Source organism: Delftia sp. 60 (genome assembly GCF_002754395.1).
Taxonomy (GTDB): domain Bacteria; phylum Pseudomonadota; class Gammaproteobacteria; order Burkholderiales; family Burkholderiaceae_C; genus Comamonas; species Comamonas acidovorans.
Window position 1 is genome coordinate 3,457,425 of the sequence record NZ_PEFD01000001.1, and the last position, 16,406, is coordinate 3,473,830.

The following is a 16,406-nucleotide window of genomic DNA, read 5'->3' on the forward strand; positions in this document are numbered from 1 at the left end:
CATGGCTCAGTTCTTCATCAACCGGCCCATCTTCGCGTGGGTCATCGCCATCGTCATCATGCTGGGCGGCGCGCTGTCCATCTTCACGCTGCCGCTGGAGCAATACCCCGACATCGCGCCGCCGCGCGTGACCATCGGCGCGCAGTACACGGGCGCCTCGGCCGAGACGGTCGAGAACTCGGTGACCCAGATCATCGAGCAGCAGCTCAAGGGCATCGACAACATGCTCTACATGAGCTCCACGTCCGACGCCTCGGGCCGTGCGCGCACCACGCTGACCTTTGCGCCGGGCACCAACATCGACGTGGCCCAGGTGCAGGTGCAAAACAAGCTGCAGTCCGCCGTGAACCGCCTGCCCGACGCCGTCAAGAGCCGGGGCGTGTTCGTGAACAAGGGCGGCCAGGACTTCCTGGTCACCTACAGCTTCTTCTCCAAGGACCCGGCCATGACCGCGGTCGATATCGGCGACTACCTGACCAGCAATCTGGTCGATGTGATCGGCCGCCTCGACGGCGTGGGCGATGTCAACGTCTTCGGCACCAACTATGCGATGCGCATCTGGATGGACCCGGCCAAGATGGAGAAGTACGCGCTGATGCCGTCGGACCTGGTCAATGCGCTGAACTCGCAGAACGCCCAGGTCTCGGCCGGCCAACTGGGCGCGCTGCCCGCCGTCTCCGACCAGCAGCTCAACGCCACCATCACGGCGCGCACCAAGCTCAAGACGGTGGAGCAGTTCGAAGATATCGTGCTCAAGTCCTCGCTGGACGGCTCGGTGGTTCTCATGAAGGACGTGGCCCGCGTGGAGCTGGGCGCCGACAACCTGACCATCAAGGCCAAGCTCAACGGACTGCCCGGCGCGGGCATGGGCATCGTGCTGGCCGATGGCGCCAATGCCATGCAGGTGGCCGACACCATCGCCGCCAAGCTGGCCGAGCTCAAGCCGTTCTTCCCCAACGAGATCGACTACTTCGTCAGCTCGGACTCCACGCCCTTCGTGCGCGCCTCCATCAAGGAAGTGGTCAGCGCGCTTGGCGAGGCCATGATCCTCGTGGTCATCGTGATGTTCATCTTCCTGCAGAACTTCCGCGCCACGATGATCCCCGCCATCGCCGTGCCCGTGGTGCTGCTGGGCACCTTCGGCGTGCTGTCGCTGGCCGGGTACTCGATCAATACGCTGACCATGTTCGCCATGGTGCTGGCCATCGGCCTGCTGGTGGACGATGCCATCGTCGTGGTGGAGAACGTCGAGCGCGTGATGCACGAGACGGGCATGTCGCCCAAGCAGGCCACGCGCCAGTCCATGCGCGAGATCACGCCGGCCCTGGTGGGCATCGGCGTGACGCTGTCGGCCGTGTTCGTGCCCATGGCCTTCTTCGGCGGCTCCACGGGCGTGATCTACCGGCAGTTCTCCATCACCATCGTCGCGGCCATGGCGCTGTCGGTGTTCGTGGCGCTGACGCTGACGCCTGCGCTGTGCGCCACGCTGCTCAAGCCGCCCGCAGGGGGCGGGGCAGGGCATGACCGGCCCATCCGCAGCGGCATCCTGGGGGTGAACGACCGGTTCTTTCGCTGGTTCAACCACCATTTCGACGCCACGGCTGCGCGCTACCAGGGCACGGTGGCCTACTCGCTGCGCCGCGCCAAGCGCATGATGCTGATCTTCCTGGCCGTCTGCGGCGTGGTCTGGCTGCTGATGGCGCGCCTGCCCACTTCCTTCCTGCCGGACGAGGACCAGGGCTTCGTCTTCGTCAACATCAACCTGCCTTCGGGCGCGGCCGATACGCGGCTGCAGGGCGTGCTCGACGAGGTGCGCGACTACTTTGCCAAGCAGCCCGACGTGGTGAGCTTCTACCAGGTCTCGGGCCTGAACGGCGACCAGGCCTCGGCACGCGCCTTCGTGCGGCTGAAGACCTGGGAGGAGCGTCCGCTGCCCGGCCAGTCGGCCTCCGAGATCGCGCACCGCGCGACCAAAGACCTGTCCGCCATCCGCGATGCGCGCGTGCTGGTCGTGCTGCCGCCGGCCGTGCGCGGCCTGGGCTCCAGCTCGGGCTTCAACTTCATGATCAAGGACATGAACGGCCTGGGCCACCAGGTGCTGCTGGAGGCCAAGGAGAAATTCCTGACCGAGGCCCGCAAGCGACCCGAGCTCACCAATCTGCGCATGACCAACCTGGAAGACGCCAGCGAGCTGCGCCTGGACATCGACGACCGCAAGGCCGCCGCACTGGGCCTGTCGTACACCGACATCAACAGCGTGCTGTCCAGCGCCATGGGCGGCACCTATGTCAACGACTTCCTGAACAACGAGCGCGTCAAGCGCGTCTACATCCAGGGCGATGCGCCGCACCGCATGCTGCCCCAGGACATCGCCAAATGGACGGTGCGCAACGCCAAGGGCGAGATGGTGCCGTTCAGTTCGTTCTCCAGCAGCTACTGGGCCTACGGCTCGCCCCAGCTCATGCGCTACAACGGCAACCCGGCCTACGAAATGGAAGGCCGCGCCGCCTCCGGCGTCAGCTCGGGCACGGCCATGCAGATCGTGGAGGACATCCTGCGCACCCTGCCGGCCGGCATAGGCTACGAGTGGACCGGCGCCTCGCTGCAGGAGCGCCAGTCCGGCGCCCAGGCGCCGCTGCTGTACGCCATCTCCATCCTCTTCGTGTTCCTGTGCCTGGCGGCGCTGTACGAAAGCTGGACCGTGCCGCTGTCGGTGATGCTGGCCGTGCCGCTGGGCGTGGTGGGCGCGCTGGCCGCCACCTACACGCGCGGGCTGACCAACGACGTGTACTTCCAGGTGGGCCTGCTGACCACGGTGGGCCTGGCGTCCAAGAACGCCATCCTGATCGTGGAATTTGCGGTGCAGCTGCAGGAGCAGGGCAAGAGCATCTTCGACGCGGTGGTCTCGGCCGTGCGCCTGCGCCTGCGTCCCATCTTGATGACCTCGCTGGCCTTCGGCTTCGGCGTGATTCCGCTGGCCATCGGCACGGGGGCCGGCGCGGGCGGGCGCAATGCCATCGGCACGGCCGTGCTCGGCGGCATGCTGGCCTCCACGGTGCTGGGCATCTTCCTGGTGCCCGTGTTCTTCCTGCTGATCCGCAGCTGGTTCAAGAGCCATTCGCGCACCGAGGACGACGCGCCCCAGCCCACTGCCGGATCACCTGATTCACCGCATACCGCAAAGGAGAGCGCAGCATGAGGCGCCCAACGAATGTCTCCGCACTGGCAGCAGCGGCGGCGCTGGCGGCGCTGCTGACTGGCTGCAACCTCGCGCCGCAGCACCGCACGCCCGACATGCCCGTGCCCGACACTGTCGGCATCACGGCCGCAACTCCGGCCCAGGCCGACGAGGCCAGCCTGCAGGCTGCCGCCGCGCTGGGCTGGGTGCAGTCCCAGCAGCTGCGCGAGGTCATTGCGCTGGCCCTGGCCAACAACCGCGACCTGCGCGTGGCCGTGGAAAGCATTGAGCGCGCGCGTGCCCAGTACGGCATCACGCGCGCCGACCTGCTGCCCAGCGTCACCGCCCAGGCACAGGCCAGTCGTGCGCGCACGGCCGCCGGCATGACCAGCGCCACCCAGGCGGCCTCGGTCAGCACCCAGTACACGGCCCAGCTGGGCTTTGCCAGCTATGAGATCGACCTGTGGGGCCGCGTGCGCAACCTCAGCGAGGCGGCGCTGCAGCAGTTCCTGCAAAGCGAGCAGAACCGGCGCAATGTGCAGATCGGCCTGGTGGCCGATGTGGCCAACGGCTGGCTCACGCTGGCGGCCGACCAGGCCCGCCTGCAACTGGCGCGCGAGACCCTGGCCAGCCGCGAGAAGGCCTACGAGCTGACGCGGCGCATGCACGAGATTGGCTCCACATCGGGCCTGGTGCTGGCACAGAACCAGACCACGGTGGACACGGCGCGCGGCGATGTGGCCAGCTTCACCTCCCAGGTGGAGCGTGACCGCAACGCCCTGCAATTGCTGGTGGGCGGCCCATTGCCCGAGGCCCTGCTGCCCGGCGCCGCCACGCTGCGCGCCGATGCCCGGCCCGCGGCCGCGCTGCAGCCCGTGCCTGCACCGCTGCCCTCCAGCGTGCTGCTGGTGCGCCCCGACATCCAGGCCGCCGAGAACAACCTGCGCGCCATGGAAGCCAACATCGGCGCCGCACGCGCTGCCATGTTCCCCACCATCAGCCTCACGGCCAGCGTGGGATCGGGCAGCCGCGAGCTCGATGGCCTCTTTGGCGGCAGCAGCAGCACCTGGAGCTTCATCCCCCTGGTGCGCCTGCCCATCTTCGACGGTGGCCGCAACCGTGCGGGCGTGCAGGTGGCCGAGGCCAACCAGCGCATCGCCATCGCCCAGTACGAGAAGGCCGTGCAGACGGCCTTCCGCGAAACCGCCGACGTGCTGGCCGACCGCGCGCAGTGGGATGAGCGCCTGGCCGCCCAGACCAGCATGGTCGCCGCCACGCAAAAGGCCTTCGACCTGTCGGAGGCCCGCTTCAAGGCCGGCGTGGACAACTACCTGACCGTGCTGGATGCGCAGCGCAGCCTCTACACGGCCCAGCAGACCCTGATCGGCCTGCGCCTGTCCGAGCAGCTCAACCGCGTCACGCTGTGGAAGGTGCTGGGCGGCGAGCAGGTGCAGGCGTCGTCCGCCTCGGCACCGGCGAATTCCTGAGCGCGGGCGGTGTATTGCGCGGTCCCGCAGAACATGCCGCCCCGACCACGATGAGCCCCTTTGCCAACACCCCCGAGCCGCCTTACTACGCCGTCATCTTCTCGTCGCGCAGGACGCCGGACGACGATGATGGCTACGGCCTCATGGCCCAGCGCATGGTGGACCTGGCCGCGCAGCAGCAAGGCTTCCTGGGCGCGGAAAGCACGCGCGGCGAGGACGGTTTCGGCATCACCGTGTCGTACTGGTCCACGGCCGAATCCATTGCGCGCTGGAAGCAGGATGCCGAGCACCTGGTCGCCCAGCAACTGGGCAAGGACGCCTGGTACGAGCACTATGAGTTGCGCGTGGCCCGCGTGGAGCGCGCCTACGGCAAGCGCTGAATCCGGGCCGCCTGCGCTTGCACCACGGCCTCGGCCAGCAGCGCGATGGAGCGCGGCGCGCAGCCTTCGGCATCGTTGCTCACCGTCACAAAAGCGGGCAGCCCGCGGCTGGTGATGCCATCAATGGTCTTGGCGAGGATGGCGCGCGTGTGCACATCGGGCGTGCGGATCTCGTCAAAGGGATCGTGCTTGGTTTGCGCATCGGGGTAGCCGTAGGCCCCGAACTCGCGGTTCAGGTTCCAGCGGCAGACCAGGGGGCTGGGCCACAGCCGCCGCAGAAAAACCAATTGCTCTTCGATGGGCGGCATCTTGCCGTGCAGCCCCAGGCAGAAGGTGGCGCCCGCAGCGCGCAGCGTGTCCGCCAGCTCGGGCGTCAAAAGCTCCGGGTCGCGCACTTCCACCGCGACGATGATCTGTGCGCCCAGCGGATGGGCGGCCAGCGCCGCTCGCACCGCGTCCAGCATGGCCTGCAGCCGCGCCAGCAGTTCGGTGGGGTGGCTCAACAGGCCCCAGGTCATGGGACTGAGCTGGAACACCAGCACGCCGAGCTGCTCGCCCAGCCCTTCGAGCGTGGGCTCGACGAAGCTGGTCACGGCCAGATCGGGTTGAAGGAACACGGGGTTCAGCGACATGCCCTTGCCATCCTCGTCGCGGACCTGCGCATCGGTGACCACCGAAGGGCACTTGACCACGAAGCGGAAATCGGCCGGCACCTGGCCCGCGAAGGCCAGGTACTGGCTGGCCGTCAACGGCCTCCAGAAGCTGCGGTCCACGCACACCGTTCGCATCAGCGGATGCCGGCCATAGGCCTCCAGTCCCTTCTTGGCGAGCACGCTTTTGTCATAGGCGCCATCCCAGATCAAACCTTCCCAGCCCGGGTAGGACCAGGTGGAGACCCCCATGCGCAAGCCCTGCGGAAGCTGGTCCGCCAGCGCCTGCCACTGCAGGGCCTGGGGCGCCAGCTGCACGGCGCCGACGGCCTTGCGGGATGCCGGCTTGCGGCCGCCAGGCGCCGCGCTGGCGGCGGGCGGGACCGGGGCTGAAGAGGGTGGGGAGGGCGGCGGTGAGGGCGGCGCGCCAAACAGATCGTCTTGCATGGGCTGAAGCATGGATTGTCCATGATGCCGCTGCGCCAGCGCAGCCCGCGTAGGCACTCAGGCCACGCAGGCCCCGGCCGCACTGGCGATGTGCCTGGAGGCCAATGCCGCGTCGCAGGCCTGGGGCGGGATCGATTGACAGAGCCTAAGGCGCTCTTGAGGAATCACAGTTTTCAGTGATTGCCACCCACCCGCTTCCTTTGAACAATCCGCACTGACACCTCACGGGCAGCTGTACCGCCGTGTCGGGGTGCCCCAAGACACGCGAAACACGCAAAGGAGAGGGTGATGCTGACCATAGAACAGGTAGTGGCGGGCCCGCAGCGGTCCGTGCTCATCACATCGGAGGGCGTATTCGCCTGGGGCAATCTGGAGGTGTTGCGCACCCTGCCCGAAGGCGTGGATGCTGCCGAGGTCTGTGCGCCCGATGCCACGCGCATCGGCCACCGCAGCTTTTCCCAGCCCGTGCCCCAGCGCCTGAGCCCCCGTGGCACGCGTTGGGAGGGGCTGGTGGATGCGGGCCATTCGCTGCTGGCCTGGGCGGATGGCCAGGCCTATGCCGTTGCGCCCCAGGTCCGCGATGCCGCGGGCGCCGTGCCCAGGCCTTTGGCCTTGGGCCGGCAGGATGCCGGGGTGCGGCGCATCTGGGCGGGTGAGCAGCAGGCCTATGTGCAGGACCACGAAGGCGCACTCTGGGGATGGTCGGATGCCATGCCCGGTGCGCAGCGCGTGCAGGGCCTGCCCTCCGTGCGCAACGTGTCCGTGGGCATGGGCCATGCGCTGGCGCTGGACGCCAGGGGGCAGGTCTGGTCCTGAGGCGCCAATGCTGCGGGCCAACTGGGGCAGGGCGATCTGGTGCAGCGCAGCCGTGCGCAGCGCGTGGTGCTGCCGCAGGGCGCTGCGGCCGTGGTGGCGGTGGCGGCGGGGGCCACGCACAGCCTGGCGCTGGATGAGAAGGGGCGGCTGTGGGGCTGGGGCTCCAACCACCAGGGCCAGCTGGACCAGGGGCTGCAGGCGGCCTACAGTCCCGGCCCCGTGCGCATTGCCGTGCCTGGGCGCCTCAGCAGTCTGGCGGCGGGCCTGCATTTTTCGGCGGCGACCACGCAGGGCGGGCAGGTGCTGGCCTGGGGCTGGAATGGCCTGGGCCAGCTGGGCCAGGGCGATGCGGCACCCCGCGCGGGCTTTCACACCGTGCCCGGCCTGACGGCGGTGCAGCAGATCAGCGTGGGCGGCACGCATGTGCTGGCGCTGGAGCGCGGCGGGCGCTGCTGGGCCTGGGGCGACAACCGCCATGGCGCCTGCCAGGGCGAGGACGGGGCCCAGGCCCAGTCCCGCCCCCATGCGCTGGCCTTGCACGCCCTCAATGACCTGACCGAAACCAACGCATTCGCCGGCACGGCAAAGGAGGCCCTGTGAAGCATCTGCACCAGGAGCATTCAATGCCTGCCCCGGGCCTGAACCGCAGGGCACTGCTGCAATGGGGCGCCCTGCTGACGGCGGGCGCCGTGCTCCCCGGCTGCGGCGGTGGAGGCGGTCCGCGCGACGATCTGCCCGAGCCGCAGGCGCTGCGCTCCGTCAACGGCGTGCTGGAGCTGCACCTGAACGTGGGCTATGCATCCATGGACATGGACCTGCCGGACAGCGACATTGCGCGCTGGGCCCGCTATCCGGCCGATCGGCAGCCCGGGCTGCGTCTGGAGCTGCGCAGCTTCAATGGGCGATACACGGCGCCCACGCTGTGGCTGCGCCCCGGCGACACGCTGAAGATGTGGGTGCACAACCAGCTGCCGGCCTCGCCCCAGGGCTCGGACTGGGCGCTGCTCAACCACCAGAACAGCACCAACATGCATTTCCACGGCCTGCACGTGGACCCGCGCGAGATACGGCCCGGCGTGTTTGGCGACTACGTGGTGGACGGGCCGGATGCCGGCATCGCACCCGGCGCCACGCGCTACCACGAGATCCATCTGCCCGACGACCACAGTTGCGGCATCTACTGGTACCACCCGCATCTGCACGGCGCCACCAATGCCCAGGTCTCCAGCGGCATGTTCGGCGCCATCATCGTGGCCGATGCGCAGGACCCGTTCCGTGCCAGCGTGAACATGCGCGAGCGCGTGCTGTTCGCCCACAAGCTCACCGTCAACGCCAAGGGCCGCACCGATACGCTGGAAGACTCGATGCAGAATCCGGCCGGCGCCTTTTTGCTCAACGGCGCCTACCAGCCCACCATCGTGATGCGGCCCGGCGAGGTGCAGCACTGGCACATCGTCAATCCTTCGTCGTTCTACCCGCTGCATCCCGTGCTCGACGGGCATGTGATGAATGTCTATGGCCGCGACGGCAACCATTACGGCGGTATCTACCGGCCGCTGAGCCGGCAGACGGCCGGGCAGCCGCTGGACATGCGCGACTGGCCCGGCAACTACATCTACCCGGGCGGGCGCCTGTCCATGGTGGTGCAGGCATCGATGGCGCCGGGCGAGTATTTCCTGCGCGCGGCCGCGTGCCCGTCCTTTCACCGGCCAAGCGGCAACGAGCCCTTCGAGGAGGTGCTGGCCCGGGTGGTGGTCCAGGGCGAGCCCGTGCAGGCCCGCGTGCCCGACCCGGCCCTGCTGCGCCGGCCCGGCGACTACACGCCCATCACCGATGCCGAACTGGCCAGCCATGGTGGCGTGCAGCGCGTCCTGCGCCTGGCCGTGCTGGCCGACGACGAGGACAAGGGCGTGCGCGACCCGGCACTGGCGCCCATGCCGGCCGGCGAGAGCTGGGTGCTGAAGGTGGGCGGCAACCGATCGGTGTTTGCGGTGGGCACCGAGGCCATGCCGCTGGGCATGTCGCCCATCCATTCCAGCCTCACGCCTGTGCAGACCGTGCCCTTCAATGGGGTGGAGGAGTGGACGGTCTACAACTACAACGGCTACCCGCATCCCTTTCACATCCACGTCAACGATTGCTATGTGGTCAGGGTCAACGGCGCGCCGGTGACGCCGTTCTGGGCCGACACCCTGCCCGTGCCGCCGGGCACGGGCAGCAGCGGGGCGGCGGGGGTCACCAAGGGCAGCATCACCTTTCGCATGCGGTTCGCGGATTTCCACGGCAAGTTCGTCTGGCATTGCCATGCGCTGGACCATGAGGACCTGGGAATGATGCAGATCGTGGATGTGCGGCCCTGAAAGCCGGGCTTGTCCGATCGGCCATTCCCGCGCCCTTCCGGCTTCATCTGCAAGCCCTTGAATTCATTGGCCTGCAAGAAATGCTTGCATTTGCGGGCGGGCCGTGAGCGGCCCGCCCGAATCGCGTGTGGCACACTTGGCCGCTTTCCGGATTCCACGCCACGGGGCGCCTCTCGAATGCAAAAAATCATTGGCCAAATCGCCGCAGAACTGAATGTCAAGCCGCAGCAAGTGGGTGCTGCGGTCGAATTGCTTGATGGCGGAGCCACGGTTCCGTTCGTCGCCCGCTACCGCAAGGAAGTGACCGGCGGCCTGGACGACGCGCAATTGCGCCAGCTCGACGAACGCCTGGGCTATCTGCGCGAGCTGGAAGACCGCCGGGGCACGGTGCTCAAGGCCATCGACGAGCAGGGCAAGCTGACCGATGCGCTGCGCCTGGCCATCGCCAATGCGCCGACCAAGCAGGAGCTGGAGGACATCTACCTGCCCTTCAAGCAAAAGCGCCGCACCAAGGGCCAGATTGCCAAGGAATTCGGCATCGAGCCGCTGGCCGACAAGCTGTTTGCCGACCCCACGCTGGACCCGCACAAGGAGGCCGAGGCCTTCTGCAAGCCCGCCACCACCCTGGACGACGGCAAGCCGGGCCCCGATTTCTCCACCACCTTCGCCGTGCTCGATGGCGTGCGCGACATCCTGTCCGAGCGCTGGGCCGAAGACCCGGCGCTGGTGCAGAAGCTGCGCGAATGGCTGTGGGAAGACGGCCTGCTGCGCTCCAAGAAGATCGAGGCCAAGAACGAGAACGACCCCGAGGTCGCCAAGTTCCGCGACTATTTCGAGTACGACGAACCCATTGGCCGCGTGCCCTCGCACCGCGCCCTGGCCGTGTTCCGCGGCCGCGCGCTGGAGATCCTCGAAGCCAAGCTGGTTCTTCCCGTGGAGCCCGAGCCCGGCCAGCCCAGCCTGGCCGAAGGCAAGATCGCCCTGCACCTGGGCTGGAGCCACGCCAAGCGCGCCAGCGACGACCTGATCCGCAAGTGCGTGGCCTGGACCTGGCGCGTCAAGCTGAGCCTGTCCACCGAGCGGGACCTGTTCTCGCGCCTGCGCGAAGACGCCGAGAAGGTGGCCATCAAGGTCTTTGGCGACAACCTGCGCGACCTGCTGCTGGCCGCGCCTGCGGGCCAGCGCGCCGTCATCGGCCTGGACCCGGGCATCCGCACGGGTGTCAAGGTGGCCGTGGTGGACAGCACGGGCAAGCTGGTGGACACCACCACCATCTACCCGCATGAGCCGCGCCGCGACTGGGACGGCTCCCTGGCCGTGCTGGCCCGCCTGGTCGAAAAGCACCAGATCAACCTGATTGCCATCGGCAACGGCACGGCCAGCCGCGAGACCGACAAGCTGGCGGCCGACCTGATCAAGATCGCCAGCAAGGCCGACCGCCAGATCGAGAAGGTCGTGGTCAGCGAGGCCGGCGCTTCCGTGTATTCCGCCAGCGAGTTCGCCTCGCAGGAAATGCCCGATGTGGACGTGAGCCTGCGCGGCGCCGCCAGCATTGCGCGCCGCCTGCAGGACCCGCTGGCCGAGCTGGTCAAGATCGACCCCAAGAGCATCGGCGTGGGCCAGTACCAGCACGACGTGAACCAAAGCGAGCTGGCGCGCCAGCTCGACGCCGTGGTCGAGGACTGCGTGAACTCCGTGGGCGTGGACCTGAACACGGCCTCGGCGCCGCTGCTGTCGCGCGTCTCGGGCCTGTCGGGCAGCGTGGCCAAGTCGGTGGTGCGCTGGCGCGATGCCAATGGCTCCTTCAAGAGCCGCAAGCAGCTGATGGACGTGGCCGGCCTGGGCGCCAAGACCTTCGAGCAGTCCGCAGGCTTTCTGCGCATCCGCGGCGGCGACAACCCGCTGGACATGACGGGCGTGCACCCGGAAACCTATCCCGTGGTCGAACGCATCATTGCCACCACGGGCAAGAGCGTGGACCAGCTCATGGGCCGCTCCGAGGTGCTCAAGGGCCTGAAGGCCGAGCAGTTCGTGAACGAGCAGTTCGGTGCCATCACCATCAAGGACATCCTGGGCGAGCTGGAAAAGCCCGGCCGCGATCCGCGCCCGGACTTCGTCGTCGCCCGCTTCAATGACGGCGTGGAAGACATCAAGGACCTCAAGGAAGGCATGACGCTGGAGGGCACGGTCAGCAACGTGGCCCAGTTCGGCGCCTTCGTGGACCTGGGCGTGCACCAGGACGGCCTGGTCCACGTCAGCCAGATGAGCCACAAGTTCATCGAGGACGCGCGCGAGGTCGTCAAGACCGGCCAGATCGTCAAGGTCAAGGTGCTGGAGGTCGATGTGGCGCGCAAGCGCATCAGCCTGACCATGAAGCTGGATGCGGCGCCCGCGCGCCGCGATGGCCCCCGTGACAACCGCTTCGAGAGCGCAGGTCGGGGCAGCCAGGGCCATCAGGGCGGCCAGCGCCGCGCGCCCGAGCCGGCGCAGCAGTCGGCCATGGCCTCGGCCTTCGCCAAACTGCAGACCCGCAAGTAAGGCCGGGCAGGGCAAGGCAGGAAACGCGATGGCTGCGCACGCACTGGATCTGCAGACGCTGTTGACCCAGACGCTGGCCCTGCCGGCGCAGCCGCGCATTGTGGCCCTGCTGCTGCGCGAGCTGGTGCCCGAGCAGCCCAGCCTGCGCCGGCTGAGCCAGCTGTTCGCGGCCGATCCCGCGCTCGCTGCCGGGCTGCTGGCGCAGGCCAACGGCCCGGTCTTCGGCATGGCGGGCCGTGTCACCGGCATTCCGGAGGCGCTGGCCCTGCTGGCGCCCGCGCAGTTGCGCCAGATCGTGCGGGGCATGCCGCTGGGCGTGGGCACCCATGCCGTGCCGGGCGTGGCCATGCCGGCCTTCTGGCGCTACAGCGTGGATGCCGCACGCGTGGCCCGCGCGCTGGCAGGCACGGTGCAGGCCAGCCCCACGGCGGCCTATGCGGCAGGCCTGCTGCATGGGCTGGGCGAGCTGGCCATGCACATGATCGATCCCGGCCGCGCGGCCACCATCTCCGAGCTGGTCGGTCCGCTTGACCCGCGCCGTGCCGAACTGGAGATGCGGCTGTGCGGCTACGCATACAGCCATGTCAGCGCAGGCCTGGCCCGGCGCTGGAATCTTCCGCCGCTGCTGGCCGACGCGCTGCAGCACCTGCACGCGCCGCTGGCCCAGCCCGGCTTCGATCCCCTGGCCTGCGTGCTGCACATCGCCGCCTGGCGCGCCCGATCGCGCGAGGCGCAATGGGGCGAGCGCGCGCTGGCCGTGAGCTTTCCCGGCGAAGTGGGGGTGGCCCTGGGCCTGGACATCGACATGGTGCTGCGCCAGGACCCGGTGGACTGGATGGCCGACACGGGCCTGGATGTGCTGCTTTAGGGCAGGACCCGGGGCCAGCGTCAGTTCCGGTGCCAGGGCGCCGGCACCATGTCGAAAAGCGGCGTGGGGTCGCGCCGGTAGGGCGCGGGGCTGATGGGCGCCATGGGCTGCATGGTCATGGGGTCGATGCGTGCCAGCTGCTGCATCCAGCCAATGTCCACACCGCCGCCCTGTGCGGGGCGCGAATAGATCAACTCCAGCATGCGCCGCGATGCCACATGGCCGTGGGACGCCGCCTGCTGGTACAGGCGCAGGGCCTCGGTGTAGTTGGCCGGCACGCCTTCGCCACGGTGATAGCGCTGGGCCTGCTCCCACTGCTGCTGGGCCGTGACCGGCTGGCGCACCTGGATGTCCTGCTCGCTGGGCGAGCCCCGCAACTCCGGCGTGCGCTGCAGTCGTTGCGGCCCCTGCGCCGCAGGCGGGGCAGACGTGCCCTGGGCCGACACCAACTGGCCCGCGGGCCGCATGCGGTCGCCCAGCATCTGTGCATTGGTCGCCGCGCTGGATGAGCGTGGCGCCGCCGCGCGGAACTGGCGCAGGGCGGCCTCGGGCTCTTCCTGCGCGAGCAGGGCCAGGCCCCATTCCAGCTGGGCGCCGGGGCTGCCCGAACGCGCCGCGCGCTGCAGCAGTTCCTGGTCGGGCGTGCCTGCCACGGTCAAGGCCTCGCCCACGGGCTCGGCCGTGGACAGCGGCGCCAGGCGCCGGGCCAGCAGCCATTCCAGGTATTGCGCACGGGCCGGGTCGGTCTTGGCCAGCTGGGCGATCCAGGGCCTTGCGGCCGGTGGATCGGGGGGCTGGCCGCAGCCGTCCATGGCGCACCAGGCCAGTCCCGCGCTTGCCAGCGGATGGCCGGCGCGCTGGGCACGCTCGAACCAGGTCCTGGCCTGTGGCCCGTCCTGGGCCATGGCAATGCCATGCAGTGCCAGCAGGCCCATGACCCATTGCGCCTCGCGCTGCGTGGCCGGGCTCACGCCCTTGCCTTCGGCGCGGCTGCGCAGTTGGGACAGGGCCCGTTGCTGGGCGGTATCCGAGGTCGAATTGATGTTGCTGGTGCCCGGCTGGGAGCCGTACACGCTGGCCGTCGCCACCCGGATGGGCATGACCGGCGTGAAGCGGGCTGCCGCCTGAACATGCGGCAGCACGGCGGGCGCCAGACCGGGCAGCACCACCAGCAGCCCGGGCAGCACAAGCCTGGCGGTCAGGCGCAGCCCGCGGCGCCGCCGCGGCGAGGTTTCATGAGCGCTGGAGGGCATGGCAGGTGCCTCTGGTTGGCTTGTGGTCCGCACCGTGCATCAGCGCTTGGCCTGGGCCGGCACCACCTGCCAGAAGCGGGCCGAGCCGGTGTACCCGTCTGCGCCCAGCGAGCTGGCCATGTACTGGTTGACATCCTCCAGGGAGCGCATGCCCGGGATGGCGATGAAGGCCTTGCCCTGCAGCAGCGTGGGCAGCTTGTCGGTCATGTTCTGCTCGGTGGCGAAGCAGGCCACGCCTTCCTTGCCGGGAGGGCCGGCGTTGATCACATAGCCGGGGTTGGGGCTCATCCAGTCGGGCAGGCGCACGGACTGGGCGGCGGTGATCCAGCCCGAGCGGTTCACGTCGTTGGGCACCAGCCGGGTGACCTCGCCATCGGCGCCCGCCATGAAGCACGACAGGTAGGAGGCACGCGACACGGTGGTGGACAGGAAGAGCTGCTCACCCGTCTCGAAGGAGGTGCGCGTGGGCGTGATGTTCTCCACCCACAGGTCCAGCTTGCGGTCGGGCGCGGGGGCGCCGTAGCGGTAGTCGCCCGTGCCCACGGCCACGTTCTCGGAGGCGGTGGTGACCGGCGCTGCGCTCTTGGTGTTCCAGCCAATGCGCGTGATGTGCCCATCGGCGCCCACGGCCACGAAGTCGCGCAGTGCGCGTTCGTAGGTGTTGAAGTCCACCACGCCGCTGACCACCATGCCGCTGTCGGCCTGGAAGCGCCCTATGGCCTCGCGCCACTGCGGGTTGCCTGCGGTGAAGGCCGGGGCGTCCGGCGGCAGATAGCCCTTGCTGATCAGCGACTGGCGCACCAGTTCCTGGTGGATGCCGGCTTCGCCTTCCTCGTACCAGTCGCGCAGCTGGCGCTGGAAGTCGGGGTGGGTCTGGTCCAGCGTCAGGCACTGCCAGTAGGGCAGGCGCGACCATTTGCCCAGCAGCTCGATCATGCCCAACTCGACCAGGGTGCGCACGGCCGGGCCCGAGCCCTGGGCATAGTCGCGGCCCACGCTGAACTGCACGCCGTAGGTGCCGATGCGGCCGGACAGGTCCAGCCCCTGGCTGCCGTTGCCGATGACGACCTCGTTGGCCGAATCCAGGCCCGGGATGATGGTGCGCGTGCGGAAGTCGCCCAGGTGCAGCTCCATGCCGAGCACGGCGCCGCTGCGGTTGGCGCTGTAGCCGGTTTCCAGGCGCGAGGCGCTGGTGCCTATGTCCACGTTGTTGCGCAGCACGTTCTGGTCCATGAAGGACACGGCGCCCGACACATACAGGGCAGGGCGCTGCAGCTGGATCTGGTTGTTGTTGAGCAAGATGGTGGTGAGGTTCTGCACCGTATCCTGGCGGGCGATGTCCACCTCATAGTCCACGTAGCGGAAGGCACTGCTGACGCGCGACATCTGGGACAGGGCGGTGACAACCATCTCCTTGGCGGCCACGGCCACGCGGCCCGAGTAGTCGGGCAGCTGCTTGCTGGTGATCAGCACCGTGGGCATGTGGCTGTTGCGGAACATCCTGTCCATGCACATCAGCGAGTCGGAAAAGCTCGATATCGAGCGCACCGGCCGCACCACGGGGCGGTCGGCCGCATAGACCTTGTCCAGGTACTTGGCGTCCTTGCGCGCATCCAGCGGCGCGCAGCCCGACAGCAGCACGATGGAGGCCGAGACGGCGCAGGCAATGGCCCGCATGCAACCCTGTCTGCCGGACCATCGCTGGCGAAAAGTCCCACGGTCGTCCGCATGGCCGCCGAGTGCCGGCTGCAGCGCGGCATCGGGGCGGGGAAGTCCTGGCGATGGAAGGCGGTTGCGCATGATGGACCTCTGCTGGAAAACGGCGAGCCAGGGCACAGGCGCGCACGGGCGTCGGCGCCGGAAATGGGGGATCGAGAAATGGTGGGCGGCCCGAAGGCTGGCCGCCCTGTGTCGCGCTAGCGGCAGACGTTGACCAGGTCGCCCTTGAGGACCACGATCTGGTCCTTGGTCTGGGGCCCGTAGCGGTTGAATGCGCTGGCGTTGGTGTTGCTGGCCAGGTCCTGGGTGCAGGTGCGCTGCATGCCCGTGCTGCTCGTCGTGGTCGTGGTCACCACGTTCGCCTCGGTGGAGATACCGGGCGCATTGGTCATGGACATGGCTTCGTAGCGCGCGATCTTGGCCTTGACATTGATGGGGATGTCGGTGACGGTGTCCAGCCCCGACGATGTCGGCTGCTTGGCCGTGGGCAGCCTGAGGTAGTCGACGGGCTTGTTCAGCACCACCGGGTCTTCGCCGGGGGCCGCTGCATGAAGGGGGTTCGCTCCGAGGGCGAGCCAGGCCAATAGGGCAGCCGAACAGAGATGGGCGGCGGTGTGCATGGTGGGCTCTCCTGGTGCGGTGAGCTGGGTCTTCGCCGGGAAGGTGCCGCCGGGTGGCCTGGGGCCGCCCGGCAGTTTCCTTCGTCCGGC

General features: G+C 68.8%; 11 protein-coding genes and 1 pseudogene. 8 read left to right on the forward strand and 4 right to left on the reverse strand.

From position 1 onward, the window contains the following. Position 1: 1 nt before the first annotated feature. Genes CLV01_RS15620 through CLV01_RS15630 form a run of 3 tightly spaced genes read left to right on the forward strand, consistent with a single transcriptional unit; the run spans position 2 to position 5,045 of the window. Positions 2-3,199 carry an efflux RND transporter permease subunit gene (locus CLV01_RS15620; RefSeq protein ID WP_097202537.1) on the forward strand — a complete coding sequence of 1,066 codons (3,198 nt, stop codon included), beginning with the start codon at positions 2-4 and terminating at the stop codon, positions 3,197-3,199. Further along, positions 3,196-4,665, forward strand: a complete 1,470-nt coding sequence (locus tag CLV01_RS15625) for an efflux transporter outer membrane subunit (RefSeq protein ID WP_099733883.1) — start codon at positions 3,196-3,198, stop codon at positions 4,663-4,665. Before CLV01_RS15620 ends, CLV01_RS15625 begins: the two co-directional genes overlap by 4 nt. A gap of 50 nt (positions 4,666-4,715) precedes the next feature. After that, a complete protein-coding gene (locus CLV01_RS15630) occupies positions 4,716-5,045 on the forward strand; it encodes an antibiotic biosynthesis monooxygenase family protein (protein WP_016446802.1) in 330 nt (109 codons plus the stop codon). Here CLV01_RS15630 and CLV01_RS15635 read toward each other — a convergent pair. Beyond that, entirely contained in the window at positions 5,030-6,142 is a 1,113-nt protein-coding gene (locus CLV01_RS15635) for a DUF72 domain-containing protein (protein ID WP_099733882.1), read from the reverse strand. The two genes, CLV01_RS15630 and CLV01_RS15635, sit on opposite strands and share 16 nt — an antisense overlap. A 288-nt stretch (positions 6,143-6,430) precedes the next feature. On the opposite strand from CLV01_RS15635, the gene CLV01_RS29580 reads away from it, so the two are divergent. From CLV01_RS29580 to CLV01_RS15655, 5 genes and pseudogenes are all read left to right on the forward strand, one after another. Further along, positions 6,431-6,958, forward strand: coding sequence for a hypothetical protein (locus CLV01_RS29580; protein WP_257221319.1), 528 nt, complete (start codon positions 6,431-6,433; stop codon positions 6,956-6,958). A gap of 12 nt (positions 6,959-6,970) precedes the next feature. Then, a pseudogene (locus CLV01_RS29585) lies at positions 6,971-7,558 on the forward strand (RCC1 domain-containing protein); the annotation flags it as partial. A gap of 23 nt (positions 7,559-7,581) precedes the next feature. Continuing rightward, positions 7,582-9,318, forward strand: coding sequence for a multicopper oxidase family protein (locus CLV01_RS15645; RefSeq protein ID WP_099733881.1), 1,737 nt, complete (start codon positions 7,582-7,584; stop codon positions 9,316-9,318). Between the two features lie 177 nt (positions 9,319-9,495). Then, positions 9,496-11,856 carry a Tex family protein gene (locus tag CLV01_RS15650; protein WP_043820880.1) on the forward strand — a complete coding sequence of 787 codons (2,361 nt, stop codon included), beginning with the start codon at positions 9,496-9,498 and terminating at the stop codon, positions 11,854-11,856. Positions 11,857-11,884: 28 nt separating this feature from the next. After that, positions 11,885-12,724, forward strand: a complete 840-nt coding sequence (locus CLV01_RS15655; RefSeq protein ID WP_043820881.1) for an HDOD domain-containing protein — start codon at positions 11,885-11,887, stop codon at positions 12,722-12,724. A gap of 20 nt (positions 12,725-12,744) precedes the next feature. Here CLV01_RS15655 and CLV01_RS15660 read toward each other — a convergent pair whose 3' ends face one another. The 3 genes from CLV01_RS15660 to CLV01_RS15670 all read right to left on the reverse strand — a co-directional run bounded on the left by CLV01_RS15660 (position 12,745) and on the right by CLV01_RS15670 (position 16,316). After that, complete coding sequence (locus CLV01_RS15660) at positions 12,745-13,977, reverse strand: SEL1-like repeat protein (protein WP_099733880.1); 1,233 nt, start codon at positions 13,975-13,977, stop codon at positions 12,745-12,747. A 39-nt stretch (positions 13,978-14,016) separates the two neighbouring features. After that, the gene (locus CLV01_RS15665) at positions 14,017-15,654 is read right to left on the reverse strand and encodes a DUF4384 domain-containing protein (protein ID WP_034392811.1); all 1,638 of its coding nucleotides are present in this window, start codon (positions 15,652-15,654) and stop codon (positions 14,017-14,019) included. Between the two features lie 239 nt (positions 15,655-15,893). Then, positions 15,894-16,316 (reverse strand): hypothetical protein, encoded by a 423-nt coding sequence (locus CLV01_RS15670; protein ID WP_012205216.1) that lies wholly within the window; start codon positions 16,314-16,316, stop codon positions 15,894-15,896. Between the last annotated feature and the right edge of the window lie 90 nt (positions 16,317-16,406).

Bases quoted from the DNA above. Each gene is read 5' to 3' on its own strand.
- CLV01_RS15620 (WP_097202537.1), top strand. From the start codon at position 2: ATGGCTCAGTTCTTCATCAACCGGCCCATCTTCGCGTGGGTCATCGCC.
- CLV01_RS15625 (WP_099733883.1), top strand. From the start codon at position 3,196: ATGAGGCGCCCAACGAATGTCTCCGCACTGGCAGCAGCGGCGGCGCTG.
- CLV01_RS15630 (WP_016446802.1), top strand. From the start codon at position 4,716: ATGAGCCCCTTTGCCAACACCCCCGAGCCGCCTTACTACGCCGTCATC.
- CLV01_RS15635 (WP_099733882.1), bottom strand. From the start codon at position 6,142: ATGCAAGACGATCTGTTTGGCGCGCCGCCCTCACCGCCGCCCTCCCCA.
- CLV01_RS29580 (WP_257221319.1), top strand. From the start codon at position 6,431: ATGCTGACCATAGAACAGGTAGTGGCGGGCCCGCAGCGGTCCGTGCTC.
- CLV01_RS15645 (WP_099733881.1), top strand. From the start codon at position 7,582: ATGCCTGCCCCGGGCCTGAACCGCAGGGCACTGCTGCAATGGGGCGCC.
- CLV01_RS15650 (WP_043820880.1), top strand. From the start codon at position 9,496: ATGCAAAAAATCATTGGCCAAATCGCCGCAGAACTGAATGTCAAGCCG.
- CLV01_RS15655 (WP_043820881.1), top strand. From the start codon at position 11,885: ATGGCTGCGCACGCACTGGATCTGCAGACGCTGTTGACCCAGACGCTG.
- CLV01_RS15660 (WP_099733880.1), bottom strand. From the start codon at position 13,977: ATGCCCTCCAGCGCTCATGAAACCTCGCCGCGGCGGCGCCGCGGGCTG.
- CLV01_RS15665 (WP_034392811.1), bottom strand. From the start codon at position 15,654: ATGCGGGCCATTGCCTGCGCCGTCTCGGCCTCCATCGTGCTGCTGTCG.
- CLV01_RS15670 (WP_012205216.1), bottom strand. From the start codon at position 16,316: ATGCACACCGCCGCCCATCTCTGTTCGGCTGCCCTATTGGCCTGGCTC.